Source organism: Candidatus Krumholzibacteriota bacterium, assembly GCA_016932415.1.
Taxonomy (GTDB): Bacteria; Krumholzibacteriota; Krumholzibacteriia; order Krumholzibacteriales; family Krumholzibacteriaceae; genus Krumholzibacterium.
The window spans coordinates 120,723-138,955 of record JAFGCX010000034.1; the positions used below are offsets into that span (position 1 = coordinate 120,723).

The window sequence follows — 18,233 nt, forward strand, 5'->3', positions numbered from 1 at the left end:
TCTCCAGGGGCGAAAAACGGAGAAGAGAAACCAGATGCAATCAAAGAGGCTCGGTGAACTTCCTCCATACCTGTTTGTCGAAATGGACAGAAGCAAGGCCGCGATGGTCAAAAGCGGCCGCAGCGTGCTGGATCTGGGCATCGGGGATCCCGATCTGGGAGCTTCCAGACCACTGAAAGACGCTCTAGTTAGCGCTCTTGACAACGCAAGATACGACAGGTATCCCTCGGACCGTGGACTTCCACTTCTTGTAGAGGCCATAAAGGAATGGGCAAAAAGAGAACATGGCACCGCGCTCTCGGATGACGAGATCCTGGTCACTATCGGCAGCAAGGAAGCGATAGCCCACCTTCCACTTGCCGTCACGGATCCGGGCGATGTAATACTCATACCCGACCCGGGATATCCCGTTTACAATTCGTCAGCGGTATTTGCCGGAGCTGAACCGTACAGGATGCCACTGCTTGATTCGAACCGGTTCTGGCCTGATCTCGGCAAGGTAGATAAGAAGGTCCTCAGCCGGGCGCGGCTCGCGATATTCAATTATCCGAATAATCCGACTTCCGCTTCCGCCACGGAGGATATGTTCCTTGGCGCGCTGAAGGTCATTTCTGAAAACGATATAATAATGGTCAACGACGCCGCATACAGTGAAATAGTATTCGATCGGGAACCTTCAGCGCTTTTTCCCTTAGCAAAGCGGGAGGGCGCTTCCTATATCGAGTTCTTCTCCTTTTCAAAGACTTTGTCGATTACTGGATGGAGAGTCGGATTTGCCGTCGGTTCTCCCGAAGTTGTATCGGCTCTGGCAAGACTCAAAGCCAACATCGATTCGGGAGTCTTCAGCGCTCTTCAGGAAGCGGTAGCTTCCGTGTTGAACGGTCCGTATAAAAAGGTCAGATCGGGGATCATCGATGAATACAGGGAAAGAAGAGACCTGCTTGCCACAAGCCTGAGGCAGGCCGGGTTCGATTTCAGGATCCCGGACGCGACATTCTATTTCTGGATCCCCATCCCCGGGGGAGGCAGTTCGATTGATTTCTGTGGACACCTGTTGGAAGAGACCGGTATAGTAGCCACTCCCGGCGTCGGATTCGGAATGTATGGAGAAGGATATTTCAGGCTTTCCCTGACAGCTCCGACCGCGACGATAAGGGAAGCCGGTAAGAAATTTATTGAATTCACAAAAAAATAACCACGATTCAGGAGGTAGTCCTTGCTAGATGAAAAGGTCGTTCTTAAAGGGATCACCGTCTTCGGATATTATGGAGTATCACCTACCGAGCGTGAGGTCGGCCAGAAATTACAGATCGATGTAGAGTATTCTCACGATTTTACAAAAGCTTGCGTAAGCGATTCTCTCGAAGATACGGTAAATTACGAGAGAGTCTATTCGAAAGTCATGGAAACAGTTGAAAAAAACAGGTTCAATCTGCTCGAGACTCTTGCCGAATCGATCTGCAATGATATTCTCGAAGATTTTCCGATAAGCAGGATCAGGACTGAAATCAGAAAACTCACTTTACCTTTTCCAAACAGCCTCGATCATGTCGCAGTCATCGTTGAACGAGAAAAGAAATAGAAGCGGCCTCGCCGACGTAATCGTATCCCTCGGATCCAATCTTGGAGATCGGGAATGGAACGTGATCCGCGGCAACAGATGTCTCGGCGGCTATGATGGGATCGAACCCCTCCTTTTCAGTTCACTGTATGAGAGCAAGCCGGAAGGAGAAGGTTTCTCCGGCGACTTCGTAAATGCCGTCTCTCTTGTAAGGACTGCCCATCCTCCCGGCCGGTTTCTTGATATATGCCAGGAGGTGGAGATCCGCTCAGGCCGCGTACGCTCCTCCGTGACAAGGGACAGGACTCTCGATATAGATATCATCCTTTTTGGAGGACTTGAGATCGATAGCGACCGGTTGAGGGTCCCGCATCCCTTGTTCAAAAAAAGGACTTTTGTTCTCAGGCCTCTCCTTGAGATCGTTCCAGGGCTCCATCTTCCGCCCTTTATGACTTCCGTGGCCGAAGCCCTTGAGGCTCTCGGGGACTCGATTGAGACTCGAAAGATATCATCCAGGGCGATTATCTAAACCAATTGATTCATAAACAGTTGGATTGATATTGACATCGAAGTCCTTTTTGACTACCGTAGATGTCATGGATGATTTCAGGGAAAAACTGCTGCTCAGCGGCATCAGGTATATTTCAATCGAGGGAAATGTCGGGGCTGGCAAGACGACTCTGGCCAGGTTGATAGCAGGCGAGACAGATGCCAGGCTTTTTCTTGAGGACGTCGACGACAATCCTTTCATAGAAAAATTCTACCAGGATATGCAGGGGTACGCCTTTCAGGCCCAGATATTCTTTCTGTTGAACAGGTACAGGCAACAGGTCGAGATCGCTCAGCAGGATCTCTTTGCCGATCTTATGATAGCCGATTACCTTTTCGCCAAGGATACGATCTACGCGCACGCTGTACTCGGAGATGATGAACTGGTCCTTTATAACAGGCTTCATTCGATGCTGGAACCGAGGATCGTAAACCCCGATCTCGTCATCTACCTGCAGGCCGATCCTGAAGTGCTGGTTCACAGAATAAAGAAAAGGGGGAGGGGGTTCGAAAAGGGAATCAACGAGGATTATCTGGCCGGACTTAACGATGCCTTCAATCATTTTTTCTTTCATTATGACGACACACCTCTGCTGATCATCAATACAGACGCCATCGATTTCACGAAACACAGGGAACAGCTGGAAGATATATTTACCAGGATCACTGAGAAATCGGAAGGGACACGCTACTATTTCCCTTCGTGGGAAGGGGACCAGTCGTGATAAAAAAAGTCACAAAAAGCACTATTATGAAAATGAAGAAGACCGGTGACAAGATCGCCGCGATTACATCGTATGATTTTCTGACGACGAGACTGATAGATGAGACGGGAATAGATCTTATCCTCGTTGGCGATTCACTTGGAATGGTCATCATGGGGTATGAGAACACGATTCCGGTGACAATGGAGGAGATCATTCATCATCTCAAGGCGGTATCGAGAGCCAGGCCGAAAGCTCTCGTAGTGGGTGATCTTCCCTTTATGTCCTATCAGGCGAGCGTGGAAGATGCTGTCAGAAACGCCGGGCGGCTCGTAAAGGAGGGAGGCGCGGAAAGTGTCAAGCTTGAAGGGGGCGAGAGATATGTCCAGGTCATTGAAGCGATAGTGAACGCGTCTATCCCGGTCGTAGGGCATCTTGGACTTACTCCGCAGTCTCTTCATCAGATGGGTGGTTACAGGATACAGGGCCGTGACAACGAATCGGCGGAAAAGATGGTCAGGGAAGCAAAAGCCCTTGAGAACGCCGGTTGTTTCGCTATCGTTCTCGAAGGTATTCCGTGGACTCTCGCCGGGCAGATAACAGCCAGTGTATCGATACCCACCATAGGGATCGGAGCGGGAGCGCATTGTGACGGACAGGTGCTGGTCCTGAACGATATGCTCGGTATCCATGAAAAACCCCTGCCAAAATTCGTCAAGGTGTACGATCAGCTCGGCGAAAGGATAAAAAAAGCTGTTTCAGCATATGTAACGGAAGTCAAGGATGGCAGTTTTCCGACTATAGAGCATAGTTATTCCGGGAAAAAAAAGAATTCTGAAGAGTGATCCGCGATGAAAAAGTTTAAATCAGCTTCCGAGATCCGCAAGGCAATCGTTGAAATCAGAAAAACAGGGAAGAAGATCGGTTTTGTTCCGACAATGGGGGCTCTTCATGAAGGGCATATCAGCCTGGTGAAGATGGCAGGAAGTGTCTCTGACATGGTAGTCAGTTCGATTTTCGTTAATCCCGTACAGTTCGGTGAGGGCGAGGATTTTGAAAAATATCCGAGAGATGAGGGCCGCGACTGTGAGATCCTGCGCGAAAACGGGTGCGATCTTGTATTTATTCCCGATGCCTCCGATCTGTTTTCCGGATCCAGGAGGATCGGGATATCGATCGACGGACTGGCCGATAACCTCTGCGGGTATTCAAGACCGGGGCATTTCGAAGGTGTCCTGCTGATCGTAGCCAAGCTTTTTAACATTCTTACTCCCGATTTTGCCTTTTTCGGTCAGAAAGACGCTCAACAAGCGCTCATAATACAGAGGATGGCCGCTGATCTGGATTTCCCAGTGAGGATAATGATCGGTCCGACAGTAAGGGAAGAAGACGGGCTCGCCCTGAGTTCAAGGAATATCTATCTGTCGATGGCTGACCGCCAGCGCGCGACAGGGATGATAATTGGATTGAGAGAAGCTTTTTCCAGAGCGCGCGGTGGAGAGAGAGATTCCAGCGTCTTGAAGGATATAGTGACTGGCAGAATGAAAGATTCAGGTTTTGAGATCGACTACGTCGAAATTGTCGATGCAGAGTCCCTTCGACCTGTGGGAAAGACCGATGGAACGGTTCTCATGGCAGCCGCTGGACATCTTTCAGGCACGAGGTTGATAGACAATATTGTCTTTCGGATATCGGCCGATCGCGTTGAGGAAGTACTTCCGGAATTTCACCGTTGGAGCAGATATGAAGAATGACAGAGATATCGCGGCGGTAATCCTTGCCGCGGGCCAGGGGACAAGAATGAATTCCGACCTGGCCAAGGTGCTGCACAAGGTCGCGGGAAAGAGCATGATAAGACATGTCATCGATGCTGTCAGTTCTCTTTCGCCTGAAAGACTGATCGTCGTGGTGGGGCATCAGGCTGAAGCGGTAAAAGAAGAATCCCGGGGCGGGAAAGTCAGGTTCGCGCTGCAATCGGAACGTCTTGGGACCGGCCACGCCGTCCTGCAGGCTCAGCCGCTGCTTGATGATTTTTCAGGTACTGTGATGGTACTGACCGGGGATACGCCGATGCTGAGAGGCAGTACGCTTCGGGCTCTTCTTGAGCATCATATCGGGGAAAAAGCGTCGGCTACCGTCCTGTCGGCCGTCTTCGACGAGGCTGGCGGATATGGCAGAATAGTAAAGGATGAGAAGGACCAATTCCTGAAGATCGTCGAGGACAGAGACGCGTCAGAAGAGGAAAAGGCTATCAGGGAGATAAACAGCGGGATTTTCTGTTTTCAGTCGGAAGACCTCTTCCCAGCTCTGAGGAGGGTGGGAAGGGGAAATAAACAGAAAGAATATTATCTTACCGACGTGATAGGGATCCTTAGGGAGGATGGAAAGAAGACAGCAGTGTTTCTCTGTGGTGACGGCGTAGAAGTCAGAGGGATCAATGATATCGAGCAGTTGAAGGAAGCGGAGAGGTTGATGATAAAAGATGGATAGTATCTACGCTCCCTGGAGGAGCAGGTATTTTACGATGGAAAAACAGGATGGATGTCTCCTTTGCGATATTCAGAAAGAGAAGGACGACGCGAAGGCCGGGATATTGAAAAGGGGAAAAAACTGGTTCGTATTGATCAATCTTTTTCCATATACAAGCGGTCATATAATGGTAGTCGCGTGCCGGCACATTGGAAAGGTCTCCGATATTACCGAAGAAGAGGGCAAGGATCTTGTCGCTTTTCTTTCTCTCGGCGAAAAGGCGATAAATGCGGTGTACAGGCCCGACGCGATGAATATAGGCGTGAATCTCGGCTCATCGGCCGGCGCCGGCATCGTTGGACATCTTCATTTTCACCTTGTTCCGAGATGGAATGGAGATACGAATTTCATGACGGCAATATCCGGTACTAGAGTAGTCTCTGAAGATCCAGAGGAAAGTTTTAAAAAACTCATTTCTTTCTTTTCGGAAACGGATCTCGACTGGTCCTGATGGACTATCAGGGCAGAAGGCATCAGGGGGGATTCGGTGGCAAGGAGAAAAAAGGCAGCCTGGCGAAAAGTGATATCCGCTAAATCTGCCGGAATAGCGGCGGTTTTTGTTGTAATGGGTATTTCTCTTTCTGTAAGATGGTCCGGTGCCGGGAAACATCTGACGGGGATCGAAGAACCTTTTGAGATGGAGGTCCTCAACGGCACGGGAGAACCCGGGCTTGCCAGGATGATAACCAGGCAGCTCAGGATGGCGGGGGTCGATGTCGTGCTGGAAGGGAACGCGTCCCGCTTCGATTTCAAGGAATCGTTGCTGATAGACAATAGAAACAATCCGGCCCTCATGAAAAAGCTCGCCAGGCGATTCGGCTGCAGAAGAGTCTTAAAACAGCAGAGAAATTATTCCGAAGTAGATGTGACTCTGATAATAGGATGGGACAGGGATAGATTGAAGATCGGAGAAGAGAGATGAACGAAAGCAATCAAAGAGGAGTGATGATGGAGGTCATGTCCGGTGAATAAAAGACGAATAGGCCTGGTCGCGATGGTGTTTTTCCTCGGTGTAATCCTCGGGGGCGTGGTAGGCGAGACAATCGGTCTTCTTCTCCCTGAAGGTAACCTGATCCGTGATCTTTTTGTCTCGGGCAAGGAGATCCAGATAGGACCTGTATATTGTAACCTTATAGTTATGACATTTACGTTCGGATTTTCCATTAAAGTCAATCTTGTCAGTGTCCTTGGTATCATACTGATGGCATTTCTGCTGAAATGGTATTGTTAGAAGGGAAGGGTATAATGTCTCTGCTGTCGATATTTTCCGGATACAGACCGGAGTTTCTTCTGATAGGACCGCTCGGGTGGTCTGAACTTCTCATTATTCTGGTGATCGTCCTGATCTTTTTCGGTCCCAGGAGGCTGCCTGAAGTCGCCGAGGCGATAGGAAAATCGCTTCAGAAGTTTAAAAAAGCTTCCCGCGACGTCAAGAATGAGATCGAATCGGAAAAGATGAAGATATCTGAAGATGACGACAAAAAAGGGTAGGTCCTTTTACGCGGCCACCTTTATCATCTGATCTCCGCCGGTATCCGGTCCGGGTGGTATAAGGCGCGCGTACCTTTCCTAATACGGCATATTGCAGGCGCGGGAGGCCTGGAAGCGGGTATCTATCGATGCATGGGCTTTATCTGCCCGCGAACGACTTGATCCGAAAAGCGGTTTTAATTCAAAGTCACTTCCCGCATGTCGACGATGTCGGCTTTTTCTCTCAGTTCCTGGTACCATTCAGCGAGATATTTCGAAGTCTCTTCCTGTAACATCTGGTTGAGTATATCCTGCCGCTGTCTGGCGAATTCGTTCATGTCGGGAGAGGATTTCGAGATGACTCTTATTATGTACCAGGTTTCATTTCCCTCGACAGGGATACTGAAACTGTCTACGGGAAGGACGCGGCAAGCTTCGGAAAATCCGGTGCCGGCGCCTATTCCCGTAATGCTGTCATCTATCTTGAAGGGGCCTGTCTCCTTGAACTGAAGTTCGCGCGAATGCGCGACAGCCTCGAGATCGCCGCTTGTGAGAGCTTCTTTTCTTATAGTTTCGGCCAATCTTCGTGCTTCAGCTTTTCTGTGCTCGAATCGCAACCGCTGGGAGATCTCTTCTCTTACTTCGTCGAGTTTTCTGGCCCTTTCGGCGATCGCTTCGACCACCTTGACGTAGTATACTGAATTCTCGACCTCGATCGGAGAGCTGATGCTTCCGATCTTATGGTTGAAAGCGAAGTTGACGATCCTTGGAAGATATCCGTAATCCTTGATGAAGATTCCATGCGTGAAAGGCTCGACATCTACAGTCTCGAGCCCGAACGATCCGGCTCCCTGTTCAAATCCCTTTTCCTTTATCGCCGCGGTAAGATCCTGAAGAAGAGTGGAAAGCGAGTCGATAGTCTCGTAGCCAGGTTCGACCTTCATGAGTATATGGGAAGCCCTTACCTGTTCTTCTCCATCGACGACCTTTTTTTCCTCTGTCCTGATCAGATGGTAACCGAAAGAGGTGCGCACAGGCATGCTTATTTCTCCGATCCCCAGATCGAATGCCGTTTCTGTGAATATACTGTCGAGGCCTGTCCTTCCAAAAAATCCGAGATCGCCGCCCTTCTGGGCCGAGACATAATCGTCAGAGTTTATTCGCGCCGATTCGGCAAAATCCTCTCCATCGACGATTTCTTTTCTTATCTCTTCCATCTGAATCCTGACATCCTCTTCGTCAAGCAGTGTAGGCTCCTTCTTTATGTCGATGAGATGGATCTTTCTCTTCTCCGGTTCGAGATAATCATCCTTATGCTTCTCGTAGAATTGTACTATCTGATCTTCATCCGGCATATATGAAGGGTCATCCTCGCCGAAGGGAACACTGATGTACCTGGCGTTGATCTCCTCGTTCTGCCTGTTGAACCTGTCAAGGATGGCATCCTGCGGTATATGAGTCATTGAGATAAGATAGGTCTCCAGTTTCATCGAAGGGAGCACTGAAAAGCCCCATTTTTCCAGTTCTGACCAGTCGGCCTGCGGGTCGGAAAGAGCCTGCAGGTAAGCCTGGTAATCAAAATCACCTTTTTCATCTACAAACGTCTGCCGCAGCTGAGGATGTGGAGTGCGCCGCAGGAACGCGACCAGCTCGTTATCGGTAACGGTTATGCCAAGTTTTTTGATCTCTCTGTCGAGAAGGATCTCCTGGATAACGTTCTCCCAGGACTGTTCGAGGATCATATGCTGGTCGGTCGCGCTGAGTTCATAGCTTTCGCCACGCTGCATTTTGACCTGATTGTAGATCTCCTGATATTTATTCGAATATAATCTTCGTGGTATCTCGATACCGTTGATCTTTCCGACGATATCCGGTTCGGAGTTCTCGTTCCCGTCACCCGTCCTTAAATTCATCCCCCAGATACCAAAAATCGATACGACGAATGCAACCACGACGATCCACAGGATGGTCTTGGTATTTTCCCTCATCTGTCTCAACATCTTTTCGACCCTCTTTGTAAATTTTAAAAAAAAGCGCAATATATCGTATTAAAGTATCATATCGACAAGGGAAGCGCAAATGTTTTAAGAAGGATAAGGATGACAGCCTGTTATCTTTTTCTTCTCATCCTGAGCTGTCCGCACGCGGCGTCGATATCGTTTCCCTGGCTTCTTCTTACCGTTACCGCCGGAGCCCTTGGAAGAAGCAGTTTTATGAAGCTGTCTATAGCTTTTTCAGACGGCCTTCTGAATGGGCAACCATTCCACTCGTTGAACGGGATCAGGTTGATCTTAAAAGGCCTCCCTTCAGTCATCGATGAAAGGGCCAGGGCATCTTCCCTTGAATCGTTTATCCCCGAAATCAGTATGTATTCGAGTGTCGTTCTCGTCTTTCTCCTGACGGCGAATCTCTCGGCAGCGTCAAGGACCTCATTGACGTCTCCGGCCGCCGGCATCAGCCTCCTTCTCACCTCATTATTCGTGGCATTCAGGGAGACGGCAAGACCGAATTTCAGGGGGGAGGCTGCTATCGAGTCGATCTGTTCGGGAAATCCGGCTGTGCTTACAGTTATCCTTTTCTCTCCAAGGGCAAAAGCGTCGATCTCATTTATGACGGAGATAGCCCTGCCTGTATTCTCGAAGTTCAGGAGGGGATCCCCCATCCCCATAAAGACGATATTGTATCTTCTCCGGGGGGGGATATGGGCCTTTTTGAAGAAGAGTATCTGATTGAGGATCTCGTCCGCCCTGAGGTTCCGCTCAAAACCGCCTGATCCTGTCGCGCAGAAAGCGCAACCGAGCGGGCACCCGATCTGACTCGATATACAGACGGTGAAGACTCCCCGCGCCTCCATGATGACCGATTCTATGAGATGGCCGTCGTCGGTGGTGAAAAGAAACTTCTGGCTCTTATCTTCTTTCGAGGCTAAACTTCCGTTGACTTTAAGGCTTGTTATCAGGAAATGCTCGTCGAGGCGGGTCCTGAGGGCGACGGATAGATTCGTCATTTCCTGGAAATCCGTGGCGCCTTTCTGATAAAGCCATTGGATGATCTGGGTGGCTCGGTGTCTTTTTTCACCCAGGCCGGTCACAGTCTCATAGATGCCATTGATCGGGAGGTTCTTTATATTTTCTTTTACCGTCTCGTAATTACTCATGACAGGGAATGATAAGTAAAGTCGAAGAGATGTCCAATACAAAAAACGATATAAGAGGGTGCATAGATATAGGGAGCAGTTATTTCAGGCTCCTCGTGGCAAGGGGATCATTCTCCTGTGTGGCTGAACGCGCAGTCGCCGCCAAGCCGGCCACAGGGAATTTCCCGGAGTATCCCGATCTGATGACGCAACGAACGCCAGAGATATTCCCGTTGCATGAATCGCGGCTGTATGTCGGCTGGGGGGCCGATCTTGAGGAAACGGGGGTGATCGGTCCGGAGATGATCGAGGAAGCTGAAAAAGCGCTGGCGCGGCTTGTCGGGGAAGCGGCTCGCGCTGGATGCGCCGAGCCGGTGATCGTCGCTACCAATACGCTCAGGAGAGCGGCCAACAGAAAGTATATTGCCTCGAGGTTCGAGAAGATAGCCGGCCGGCCGGTATCGGTCCTGACCCACCGGGGAGAGGCCGAATTCGCCATCGCTGGCGCGGCTTCACTGTTGGAAAAAAACAAGGATATCATCCTTTTCGATCCGGGAGGGACGAGTACCGAAGCCGCATGGACGGATGCTGGAAAGATCAGCGGTTTTTCGCGATTTCTGACAGGGACACACAGCGTGGACCGGCTGATCCGCCGTCATCACAGGGGTGGTTACCGCCAGAACTGGTTGAAATGCGTTGTGAGAAAAACTGTTCGGGATCTGATGCCTTTTATCGGATCGGCTTTGGGGGACTCGGGTGGGGTGATAAAGGGGGTTTCTCTCTTGTCTGAAAGAGTGGAAAGCTCTACAATACTTTTTACGGGGGGAACGGCTGTAAGCCAGGCAGTCTTTTTCCGGTATATGAATCGAACGCCGGTTTCTTTCAGTGAATTGACCGGTATGACGAGAGATGATCTCAGGTTGATCTCGATGCGCCTGATGGGGATTTTGGGCAGGGGAAGCGTCAAGAGCCTGCCCCTGGAAATGGAGAGGATAAAGTTGATGATCCCGGGGCTGATCCTGATCGAGGCGATCACAGGCAGTCTCGGAATAGAGAGATATTTTGTTGTGACGCGAGACCTCCGGTGGGGAGTGATCCTTTCGGGAGGGATAATGCCGGGAGGGTATCGAACAGATGAGTAAGCAAGTCCTGATAGTCGATGATGAAGAGAGCATACGGAATTCCCTTGAGAAACTCCTCTCGTTCGAAAAATATGGCACATTTTCCGCGCCTGACGGAAGATCCGCCCTGGAACTTCTTCTGAAGGAGAGGATAGATATCGTCCTTCTCGACATTAAGATGCCAGGGATGGATGGGCTTGAGGTCCTCGGAAAGATCAAGGAGAGGCAGCCGGGGCTTCCCGTCGTGATAATCTCCGGACATGGAAACATCTCTACAGCGGTGGAAGCGACAAAACTCGGAGCTTTCGATTTTATCGAAAAGCCGATCGATCTCGAAAGGCTTCTTCTGACGATAAGAAATGGTATCAGACAGGGAGATCTTTCCCGTCAGAACCTCATGCTCAAGAAGGAGGTAATAGGGAGGACAGAGATCATTGGTGAACATAAGGCGATCCTCGATATCCTCGCGACGATAGAAAGAGTCGCTCCGACCAATGCCAGAGTCCTCATCACCGGAGAGAACGGGACTGGAAAGGAGATGGCTGCCAGGAAACTCTATGAGCAGAGTAATCGCAGCGACCAGCCGTTCATAGAGGTCAATTGCGCAGCGATACCGGAGGAGCTGATCGAAAGCGAACTGTTCGGACATGAGAAAGGTTCTTTCACCGGGGCGGTCTCGCAGAGAGTCGGAAAGTTTGAACTTGCTGATGGTGGCACCCTTTTTCTTGACGAGGTGGGCGATATGAGCCTGTCAGCACAGGCAAAGGTCCTTAGAGTACTTCAGGAGGGGGTCTTTCAGCGCGTAGGGGGGTCAGAGACCAAGAAGGTCGATGTGAGAGTAATAGCGGCATCGAACAGAAACCTTATCGAGGAAGCAGAGAAAGGAAACTTTCGCGAAGATCTTTTTTACAGGTTGAATGTTGTACCGGTAAAGATCCCACCTCTTCGGGAGAGAAAGACAGACATAAGGATTCTCTCCGAATATTTCATATCGTTGATATGCCAGGATCTTGGAGTCACGCCAAAGAAGTTCTCCCCGGACGTATACGAAGTCTTTTTCGCCTACGCCTGGCCGGGAAATATCAGAGAGTTGAAAAACCTTATCGAACGGCTTTGTATCCTTGTTCCCTCCGATACGATAGCAGCGGCGGATCTTCCTCTCTTCGAACTTGCCCATGAAACGGGAAGGTCGAACGATCCGTTTGAGGCGAGGACTTATCAGGATTTCAAAGATATTTCAGAGAAGGAATACCTGATAAGAAAACTGCGTGATAACAACGGGAACGTATCGCGTACAGCGAGAGAACTCGGGATGCAGAGAAGCAATCTTTATAAGAAGATCGAGAAATACCAGCTAGATGCCAGGCATGAGGACCGGTCCGGAGAAGAATGACCCCGGAGATCAGGCATGTGGTCAGTAAATTCGATGCTCCGGGCTGTTCGATGAGATGATTTTATATATATTCCGACTCTTTTTCCAGCTATTTTTACTCCGATAAGCTGTTAATATATTGCGAAATAATTACGACAAACCGGTTAACCTCAATCCTGCCAATACTTTTTCATTATATTTTATTTGACTTTATCCGATACTGATGTTAGATTCAAAGTGTGGGTGTTCAGGGTTTGATGTGTGTTCAAGAAGCATGATGCTTCAAGGGAGGAGATGGTACTGATGAAGAGAATCACTCTTCTGCTTTTAGTGACATCGTTCCTTACCATTTCAGCTTCTTCCGCTTTACTGGCTTCTTCGCCGGTCATCAGTGACAAGACTGCCTCTGTATCAGCGATGTTTTCCCGTCATCTTGTATTCTTTCTGAGAACGCTTGATAAAAGGTATGTTCATCCCGGATCTGTTGACAATGATCGAGAAGACCCCATAGTCGGCGGCGATGCTGACGATCTTGCAGATGGAAGGATTGACCCCGATGACGATGATAACATATCGATTGTCATCCCAGGGGTACCGACAAAGAAAAATATATTTTAGCGATTCTTTCGGGCGTTGTTTAACCTGATATGCCACGTTGGGAGTAAGCCGATGCCAGACGACCCGCAAGGAAAAGGCGAGTTCGAATACGATAAAAACCAGCCTGGGAACCAGTACAAATCTGTATGTTCCGAAGAGGAACTTGGAGATATGCACCTGGCAACGGAGAATTACACCGTCGCTCTTGAATATTATGAAAAAGCGCTTCAGAGGGTCCATAAGCAGACCGGTGAACCGGGCGACCTTGTGCGGCTGTACAGGAAGATAAGCGACTGTTACAGGAAAAAAGGGCTTCTAAGGGAAGCATCGACCTTTCTCGAAAGCGCTTCCTCTCACTGTTCAGAAGAGGATCAGATAGGGAAGGGGACGATCGCCTGCAGAAGAGCGATCATAATGAGGGGCCAGGGGCAGATAAAAGAGGCTCTGAGGGAAGGTTGCGCTGCGTACAAGATCCTGCGAAAGAGCGATCAGCATAAAGAAGTAGCCCATACCCAGCTCCTTATAGCAAACTGTTATTTCAGGCTCGGCCAGCATGATGAGGCGGAACAGTTCTTTCTTGACGCGCTTTCATCATATCGGCGGATCAACGATTCCGTGGGAGAATCGTATGTCCTGAACAATCTCGGGCTTTTCCATAAAAATGCCTGCCGCTGGGGCAGGGCCCTTCAGTTCCTCAACAAGGCTATGGCTATATGCGAGGAGATAGGGTTGAGCCAGCACCGGGTACGAGTCACGCTGAATCTCGGTGTCGTGCATCTAAAGAAGAGGGATTTTGCAAACGCGGAAAGTTCGTTTTCAGCAGCGAGAGCGATGGCGAGCAGGATAGGCGATGAACTGAAATATACCCGGGCGACGCTGATGCTTGGCGTGAAGGAGACAAGGTGCGGAAACCTCATCGCCGCAGAAAAACATCTTCTTGAGGCAAGAGTCCTTGCCGAAAGACGAAATTACAGAAGAGAGATCGCTCTGGCCGATGAATTTGCCGGAGATCTGATGCTGATCAGGGGAGACATCAGCGGAGCGCTGGAGAATTACACGATCGCCCTTTCCGAGGCTAAGAAGATCTCACCGGTCAATGATATAGTGGCCGAAGTCGTGCGCAGGATAATGTATGTCCATCTCATTCAGAAAAAGCCCCAGCAGGTCATATCGATGAGTGAAAACGCCATCGGGACCTGTAAAAAAGCGGGAGAACTGCACGAGATAGGTTACATGGAAAGGACTATAGGCCAGGCATATGCACTGATACACGATGACAATGCCGCCGAGAAGAAGATCAATCAGAGCATAAGGACTTTTCTTTCGGTGAATAATCCGTACGACGCGCATATCTCCGGCGTCGCTCTCGGCGAACTTCTAATTAAACGCGGTGACAGGAAATCTGTCGTAATCGCGAGGAAGCTGGTCGGCGAGACGATATCGTTCTTTGAGAGGAATGAGGAATTCAAAGACCTCGCCAACAGCCATTTTCTTCTCGCGAAGATCGAAGAGACGCTTGGAAACAGGGACGAAAGCCTTCTTCATATATATGAATCGGAACGTCTGGCCGAAGACTTGTGTGACCGTAACCTCAACCGGCGGCTGAGAAGGATGAGAAGGAAGATCGAGACCGATACGGCGGGGACGAGCCTGCATGCCGGCGGCGCCTTCAAAGTGCCGCAGGAGCTGTCAGGATGTTTCGTTCATGATCCGCACCTGCATTCCTATCTCGATTATATTCTTAGCGATATGATGAGAAAAGTCGCTGCCGGACACGGTTTTGTGGCGCTGGCCGGTTCAGGGACCACGGGTGAAAGACCTCTGGTCCTGGCGAGGAATGGAATATCGGAAGATAATACCTGCTCTCTCACTGACTGGTTCATGAAGAGAGAGGGAGTCGACCTTACCGAGAAATTCCTCATCACCGATACGCCCAAGGACCGGAGAACAAAGGATGTAAGGGAATTACTCCCCGAAACCGATTCTCCCGTCTATTTCCATCCGATGGTGAAGGATGGAAGACCTTTCGGATTGATATTCTTCCAGTCGGAAAACGACGGAAGCAAGGCTCCCAGAGTAGGTTCGGTCTTTGATGTCGTTTCGACTTATGCCGGGTTTATCGGATTCCTGGTCAGAGGTATCCTCGGGAATGACAACAATGTTGAAGAAGAGAAATTCGACAGGGGTAAATTCCAGAGGATAATAACCCGCAGCGACAGCATGCTGCGGATCCTCGACCTTGCGGAAAAAGTCGCCGGATCGGATTCAACCGTTCTTCTTATGGGTGAGACTGGAACTGGCAAGGGACTTATAGCGAAAGCTATTCACAGGCTGAGCACCCGGGGAAGCAGATCGTTCATCCATGTCAATTGCGCCGCTCTTCCCGAACAGCTTCTTGAGAGCGAACTTTTCGGTCATGTGAAGGGAGCTTTTACAGGAGCGGTGGCCGACAAGAAAGGCCTGCTTGCCGAAGCGGACGGGGGAACGATCTTTCTTGATGAGATCGATAAATCCCCGCTGTCTATCCAGGGAAAACTTCTGCAGTTCCTCGATTCCAGAATGATCAGGCCTGTCGGCGGAAACGAGATGATCGAAGTCGATGTCAGGTTGATATTCGCGTCGAAAATGGATCTGATATCAAAATGCAGCGACGGGACTGTCCTTGAGGATTTTTTCTACAGGATAAACGATTTCCCGATCACTGTTCCGCCTCTAAGGGACAGGATCGAAGATATCACCCTCCTTGCGGAGCATTACCTCAAACTATTCTGCGACGGAATGGGAAAGAAGATCGTGGGATTTTCCGAAGAAGCGGTCAGTTTTCTCAGAGGGAACAGATGGCCGGGGAATGTCCGCGAACTTGAGAAGATCATAAAAAGAGCAGTGATTCTTTCCAGCGATAATGGCGTGATTACGCCTGCTCAGTTGACTGTCGACGGCGCTGTCACCACAGGCAGGCCTTACGGGGAAGAGATGACTCTTCCTGAAAGAATAAGGGAACTGGAGGAAAAATCGGTCTCCGAAACACTGAAGGAGAATTCCTGGAACAGGAAAGCGGCGGCCGAGCAGCTCGGAATAAGTTATCCCACTCTTCTGAAAAAGATCAGGGATTTTGGCCTCTCTTCTGATTGACCACCTTTCATTGATAAATGATCAACATAGCGATAGATATATTTCTGCACGTCATGAAGAATTTCTTTACATCCTGTCTCAGGTAATAAAGGGCAGGAAGACGGCAGTACTTGAATCCCGTCATTCCTGTCAAAGATGTTAAACTCGTAAATGTATTTGTAACAGAAGGTTATAAGGAACCCATCCTGAGTGTAAAGGGTCTTTATATACTTCCTTTCCCGGAGTAAGGGATTAAGATATACCGCAATATAACCGTGTTGTAACATGTTGCATTATAATAAGATAAACGATCGCGCCAAATCGCTGATTAAAATCTTCTGGTATGTCGATTGCTGTAGAGTAATACCGGTATCGGTTGGCGAATGGGAAGTGGCAATCCGGAGAGATGTCTGATTTCAATCCTGTAAGCTCTCTTTGAAGCTTAAATAGGGTACAGGTGGGGTCTCTAGGGAATGGAATCTTGGGCATCTTTCCGGATCAATTATATCTGCTGGTGCATCTACCGAAGAGGCCTGATCATTGATTCGGTTCAGGACCGATTCATTTCCGGCATCCCTTTCACGCGCAATTATTTTTAATATAGGCATACGTACCTATTGACAAAAAAAATGTTTCTTCGGTACTATCTATCATGTCAGGAGTATGACAAACCTACGGAATGGCGAGATCCTTAGGATAGCGAGTATGGACATCCCCTCCGGTGCTCGCAACGTTTGCTCCTGACATTTTTTTGCCATCAACAGAATGTCCTCGATTTTAGACAATATTGTAGATACGATTAGACAATAATCATCCACTCCGTCACAGGCGAGCATACGCCTGACCCCCCTTCATAAAAATCTTTTGTCCTGTAACTGATTCAATTCAAGGTGACTGGCACTATCGGAGAATTAAGGGAAAGCGTCGGCATATCTGTGGCACAGCAGTTGCGTTAAAGAGAGGCATGGAGGCAATAAGAACAAATAAGGCAGCAAGATTTTTTACATCGGTTTTGACCGTCGCGGTATTGCTCATTTCCTGCGGCGAGAAAGAAACCATTGTCGAGGTGGAGGTGGAGGTTCCAGCGGATACACCTCCTTCTCCACCTCGCGGTGTCTATACGGTCAATTACGATCTTCAGGTCTCGATATGCTGGGAGCCGAACCCGGAAGAAGACGTGAGGTACTACGATATATACAGAAGCGAAGAGCTCGATGGTCTTTATGATTTCATAGGTTACATAGAGGACGATTATCCCTCGGAAGACCCCTGGGTATATTGCTACGATGACGTGACGGTGACGAACGGAGTCCGGTATTTTTACAGCGTCGTTGCGGTGGATGCCGGTAATAACGACAGTACTGATCCTTTCGGCGGAGATCTCACGGAGATCGTGTCGGCGACTCCGAGGTTCGAGGGGTCAGTCACCCTCTACGATATGAATGTCGATCCCGATAACAGCGGATTCGATATCGAGGATTATACAGGGTCAGTACCGGTCAATTACCTTGATGCCGAAACAGACATATATTTCGCGGTCACCGCATCCGGATCGATACCTCAGATGCTTGCGATGACACCAAGAGTGATGATACAAGACTACGGGTTTGTTGATTACCAGGCTTACGGATTCGATGTCATCAATTATGTGCCCGCGGATGGGTGGTCGCCTTCCGGGATCGTTGAACTCATCGAGGGGCATGTCTATATTATCAGGATAGGGACGTTGGATCAGTACAATTACGCGAAGCTATGGGTCGGAGAGGTAACTTCCGAGACAACGACTTTCCTGTGGGCTTATCAGACGGATCTTAATAACAGGGAACTGGTCCCCGGACTGACCGGCGGTTCAGGCGGAAGTGAGACGGAATTGATCATCATCGATGACGCGACCGGCGAGAGTCGCGAGATCGAGAAGATAAAAAGAGTTCGGAGAGGTCGACAAGTCCCCCCGACGTCAAAGGGTGACAAAGATGTTGAGTAGAACCTGCAGCATAAAACCTTTCTTTAAGCTGGCACTTTGAGAGGGTTTCCGTTACCCGGAAGGTCGACCAAAGGGGAGAATGAAGAATGCAATTGTCGA

The 18,233-nt window shown here is 49.4% G+C and carries 18 protein-coding genes; 16 read left to right on the forward strand and 2 right to left on the reverse strand.

Going from position 1 to position 18,233, the window contains the following annotated elements:
• Nucleotides 1–34: 34 nt before the first annotated feature.
• From JW814_11710 to JW814_11760, 11 genes are all read left to right on the forward strand, one after another.
• Nucleotides 35–1,195 (forward strand): aminotransferase class I/II-fold pyridoxal phosphate-dependent enzyme, encoded by a 1,161-nt coding sequence (locus JW814_11710; GenBank protein ID MBN2072111.1) that lies wholly within the window; start codon nt 35–37, stop codon nt 1,193–1,195.
• 21 nt (nt 1,196–1,216) lie between these two features.
• Nucleotides 1,217–1,582, forward strand: a complete 366-nt coding sequence (gene folB / locus JW814_11715; GenBank protein ID MBN2072112.1) for a dihydroneopterin aldolase — start codon at nt 1,217–1,219, stop codon at nt 1,580–1,582.
• Nucleotides 1,563–2,090, forward strand: coding sequence for a 2-amino-4-hydroxy-6-hydroxymethyldihydropteridine diphosphokinase (folK, locus tag JW814_11720; GenBank protein MBN2072113.1), 528 nt, complete (start codon nt 1,563–1,565; stop codon nt 2,088–2,090). The genes folB and folK overlap by 20 nt, the downstream gene beginning before the upstream one ends.
• Nucleotides 2,091–2,157: 67 nt before the next feature.
• On the forward strand, nt 2,158–2,835 hold the full coding sequence (locus tag JW814_11725) for a deoxynucleoside kinase (GenBank protein MBN2072114.1): 678 nt from the start codon (nt 2,158–2,160) through the stop codon (nt 2,833–2,835).
• Nucleotides 2,832–3,659, forward strand: coding sequence for a 3-methyl-2-oxobutanoate hydroxymethyltransferase (gene panB, locus JW814_11730; GenBank protein MBN2072115.1), 828 nt, complete (start codon nt 2,832–2,834; stop codon nt 3,657–3,659). The genes JW814_11725 and panB overlap by 4 nt, the downstream gene beginning before the upstream one ends.
• Nucleotides 3,660–3,665: 6 nt before the next feature.
• On the forward strand, nt 3,666–4,568 hold the full coding sequence (locus tag JW814_11735; protein MBN2072116.1) for a pantoate--beta-alanine ligase: 903 nt from the start codon (nt 3,666–3,668) through the stop codon (nt 4,566–4,568).
• Nucleotides 4,558–5,304: an NTP transferase domain-containing protein gene (locus JW814_11740; GenBank protein ID MBN2072117.1), complete on the forward strand. Its 747-nt coding sequence runs from the start codon at nt 4,558–4,560 to the stop codon at nt 5,302–5,304. The genes JW814_11735 and JW814_11740 overlap by 11 nt, the downstream gene beginning before the upstream one ends.
• Nucleotides 5,297–5,794 carry an HIT domain-containing protein gene (locus JW814_11745; protein MBN2072118.1) on the forward strand — a complete coding sequence of 166 codons (498 nt, stop codon included), beginning with the start codon at nt 5,297–5,299 and terminating at the stop codon, nt 5,792–5,794. The genes JW814_11740 and JW814_11745 overlap by 8 nt, the downstream gene beginning before the upstream one ends.
• Nucleotides 5,795–5,830: 36 nt before the next feature.
• The gene (locus JW814_11750; protein MBN2072119.1) at nt 5,831–6,265 is read left to right on the forward strand and encodes a LytR C-terminal domain-containing protein; all 435 of its coding nucleotides are present in this window, start codon (nt 5,831–5,833) and stop codon (nt 6,263–6,265) included.
• A 42-nt stretch (nt 6,266–6,307) separates the two neighbouring features.
• Nucleotides 6,308–6,574 carry a DUF4321 domain-containing protein gene (locus JW814_11755; protein ID MBN2072120.1) on the forward strand — a complete coding sequence of 89 codons (267 nt, stop codon included), beginning with the start codon at nt 6,308–6,310 and terminating at the stop codon, nt 6,572–6,574.
• A 14-nt stretch (nt 6,575–6,588) separates the two neighbouring features.
• The gene (locus JW814_11760) at nt 6,589–6,834 is read left to right on the forward strand and encodes a twin-arginine translocase TatA/TatE family subunit (protein MBN2072121.1); all 246 of its coding nucleotides are present in this window, start codon (nt 6,589–6,591) and stop codon (nt 6,832–6,834) included.
• Between the two features lie 176 nt (nt 6,835–7,010).
• Here the strand turns inward: JW814_11760 and JW814_11765 are convergent, their stop codons facing one another.
• Both JW814_11765 and rlmN read right to left on the reverse strand, forming a co-directional pair.
• Entirely contained in the window at nt 7,011–8,813 is a 1,803-nt protein-coding gene (locus JW814_11765) for a SurA N-terminal domain-containing protein (GenBank protein MBN2072122.1), read from the reverse strand.
• A gap of 110 nt (nt 8,814–8,923) precedes the next feature.
• Nucleotides 8,924–9,970 (reverse strand): 23S rRNA (adenine(2503)-C(2))-methyltransferase RlmN, encoded by a 1,047-nt coding sequence (gene rlmN / locus JW814_11770; protein MBN2072123.1) that lies wholly within the window; start codon nt 9,968–9,970, stop codon nt 8,924–8,926.
• A gap of 8 nt (nt 9,971–9,978) precedes the next feature.
• On the opposite strand from rlmN, the gene JW814_11775 reads away from it, so the two are divergent.
• The 5 genes from JW814_11775 (at nt 9,979) to JW814_11795 (ending at nt 18,134) form a co-directional block, all read left to right on the forward strand.
• A complete protein-coding gene (locus JW814_11775) occupies nt 9,979–11,091 on the forward strand; it encodes a hypothetical protein (protein ID MBN2072124.1) in 1,113 nt (370 codons plus the stop codon).
• The gene (locus JW814_11780; protein ID MBN2072125.1) at nt 11,084–12,463 is read left to right on the forward strand and encodes a sigma-54-dependent Fis family transcriptional regulator; all 1,380 of its coding nucleotides are present in this window, start codon (nt 11,084–11,086) and stop codon (nt 12,461–12,463) included. Before JW814_11775 ends, JW814_11780 begins: the two co-directional genes overlap by 8 nt.
• Nucleotides 12,464–12,745: 282 nt before the next feature.
• Nucleotides 12,746–13,060, forward strand: coding sequence for a hypothetical protein (locus JW814_11785; protein ID MBN2072126.1), 315 nt, complete (start codon nt 12,746–12,748; stop codon nt 13,058–13,060).
• 51 nt (nt 13,061–13,111) lie between these two features.
• Nucleotides 13,112–16,171 carry a sigma 54-interacting transcriptional regulator gene (locus tag JW814_11790; protein MBN2072127.1) on the forward strand — a complete coding sequence of 1,020 codons (3,060 nt, stop codon included), beginning with the start codon at nt 13,112–13,114 and terminating at the stop codon, nt 16,169–16,171.
• 1,051 nt (nt 16,172–17,222) lie between these two features.
• Nucleotides 17,223–18,134 carry a hypothetical protein gene (locus tag JW814_11795; protein ID MBN2072128.1) on the forward strand — a complete coding sequence of 304 codons (912 nt, stop codon included), beginning with the start codon at nt 17,223–17,225 and terminating at the stop codon, nt 18,132–18,134.
• Nucleotides 18,135–18,233: the final 99 nt, after the last annotated feature.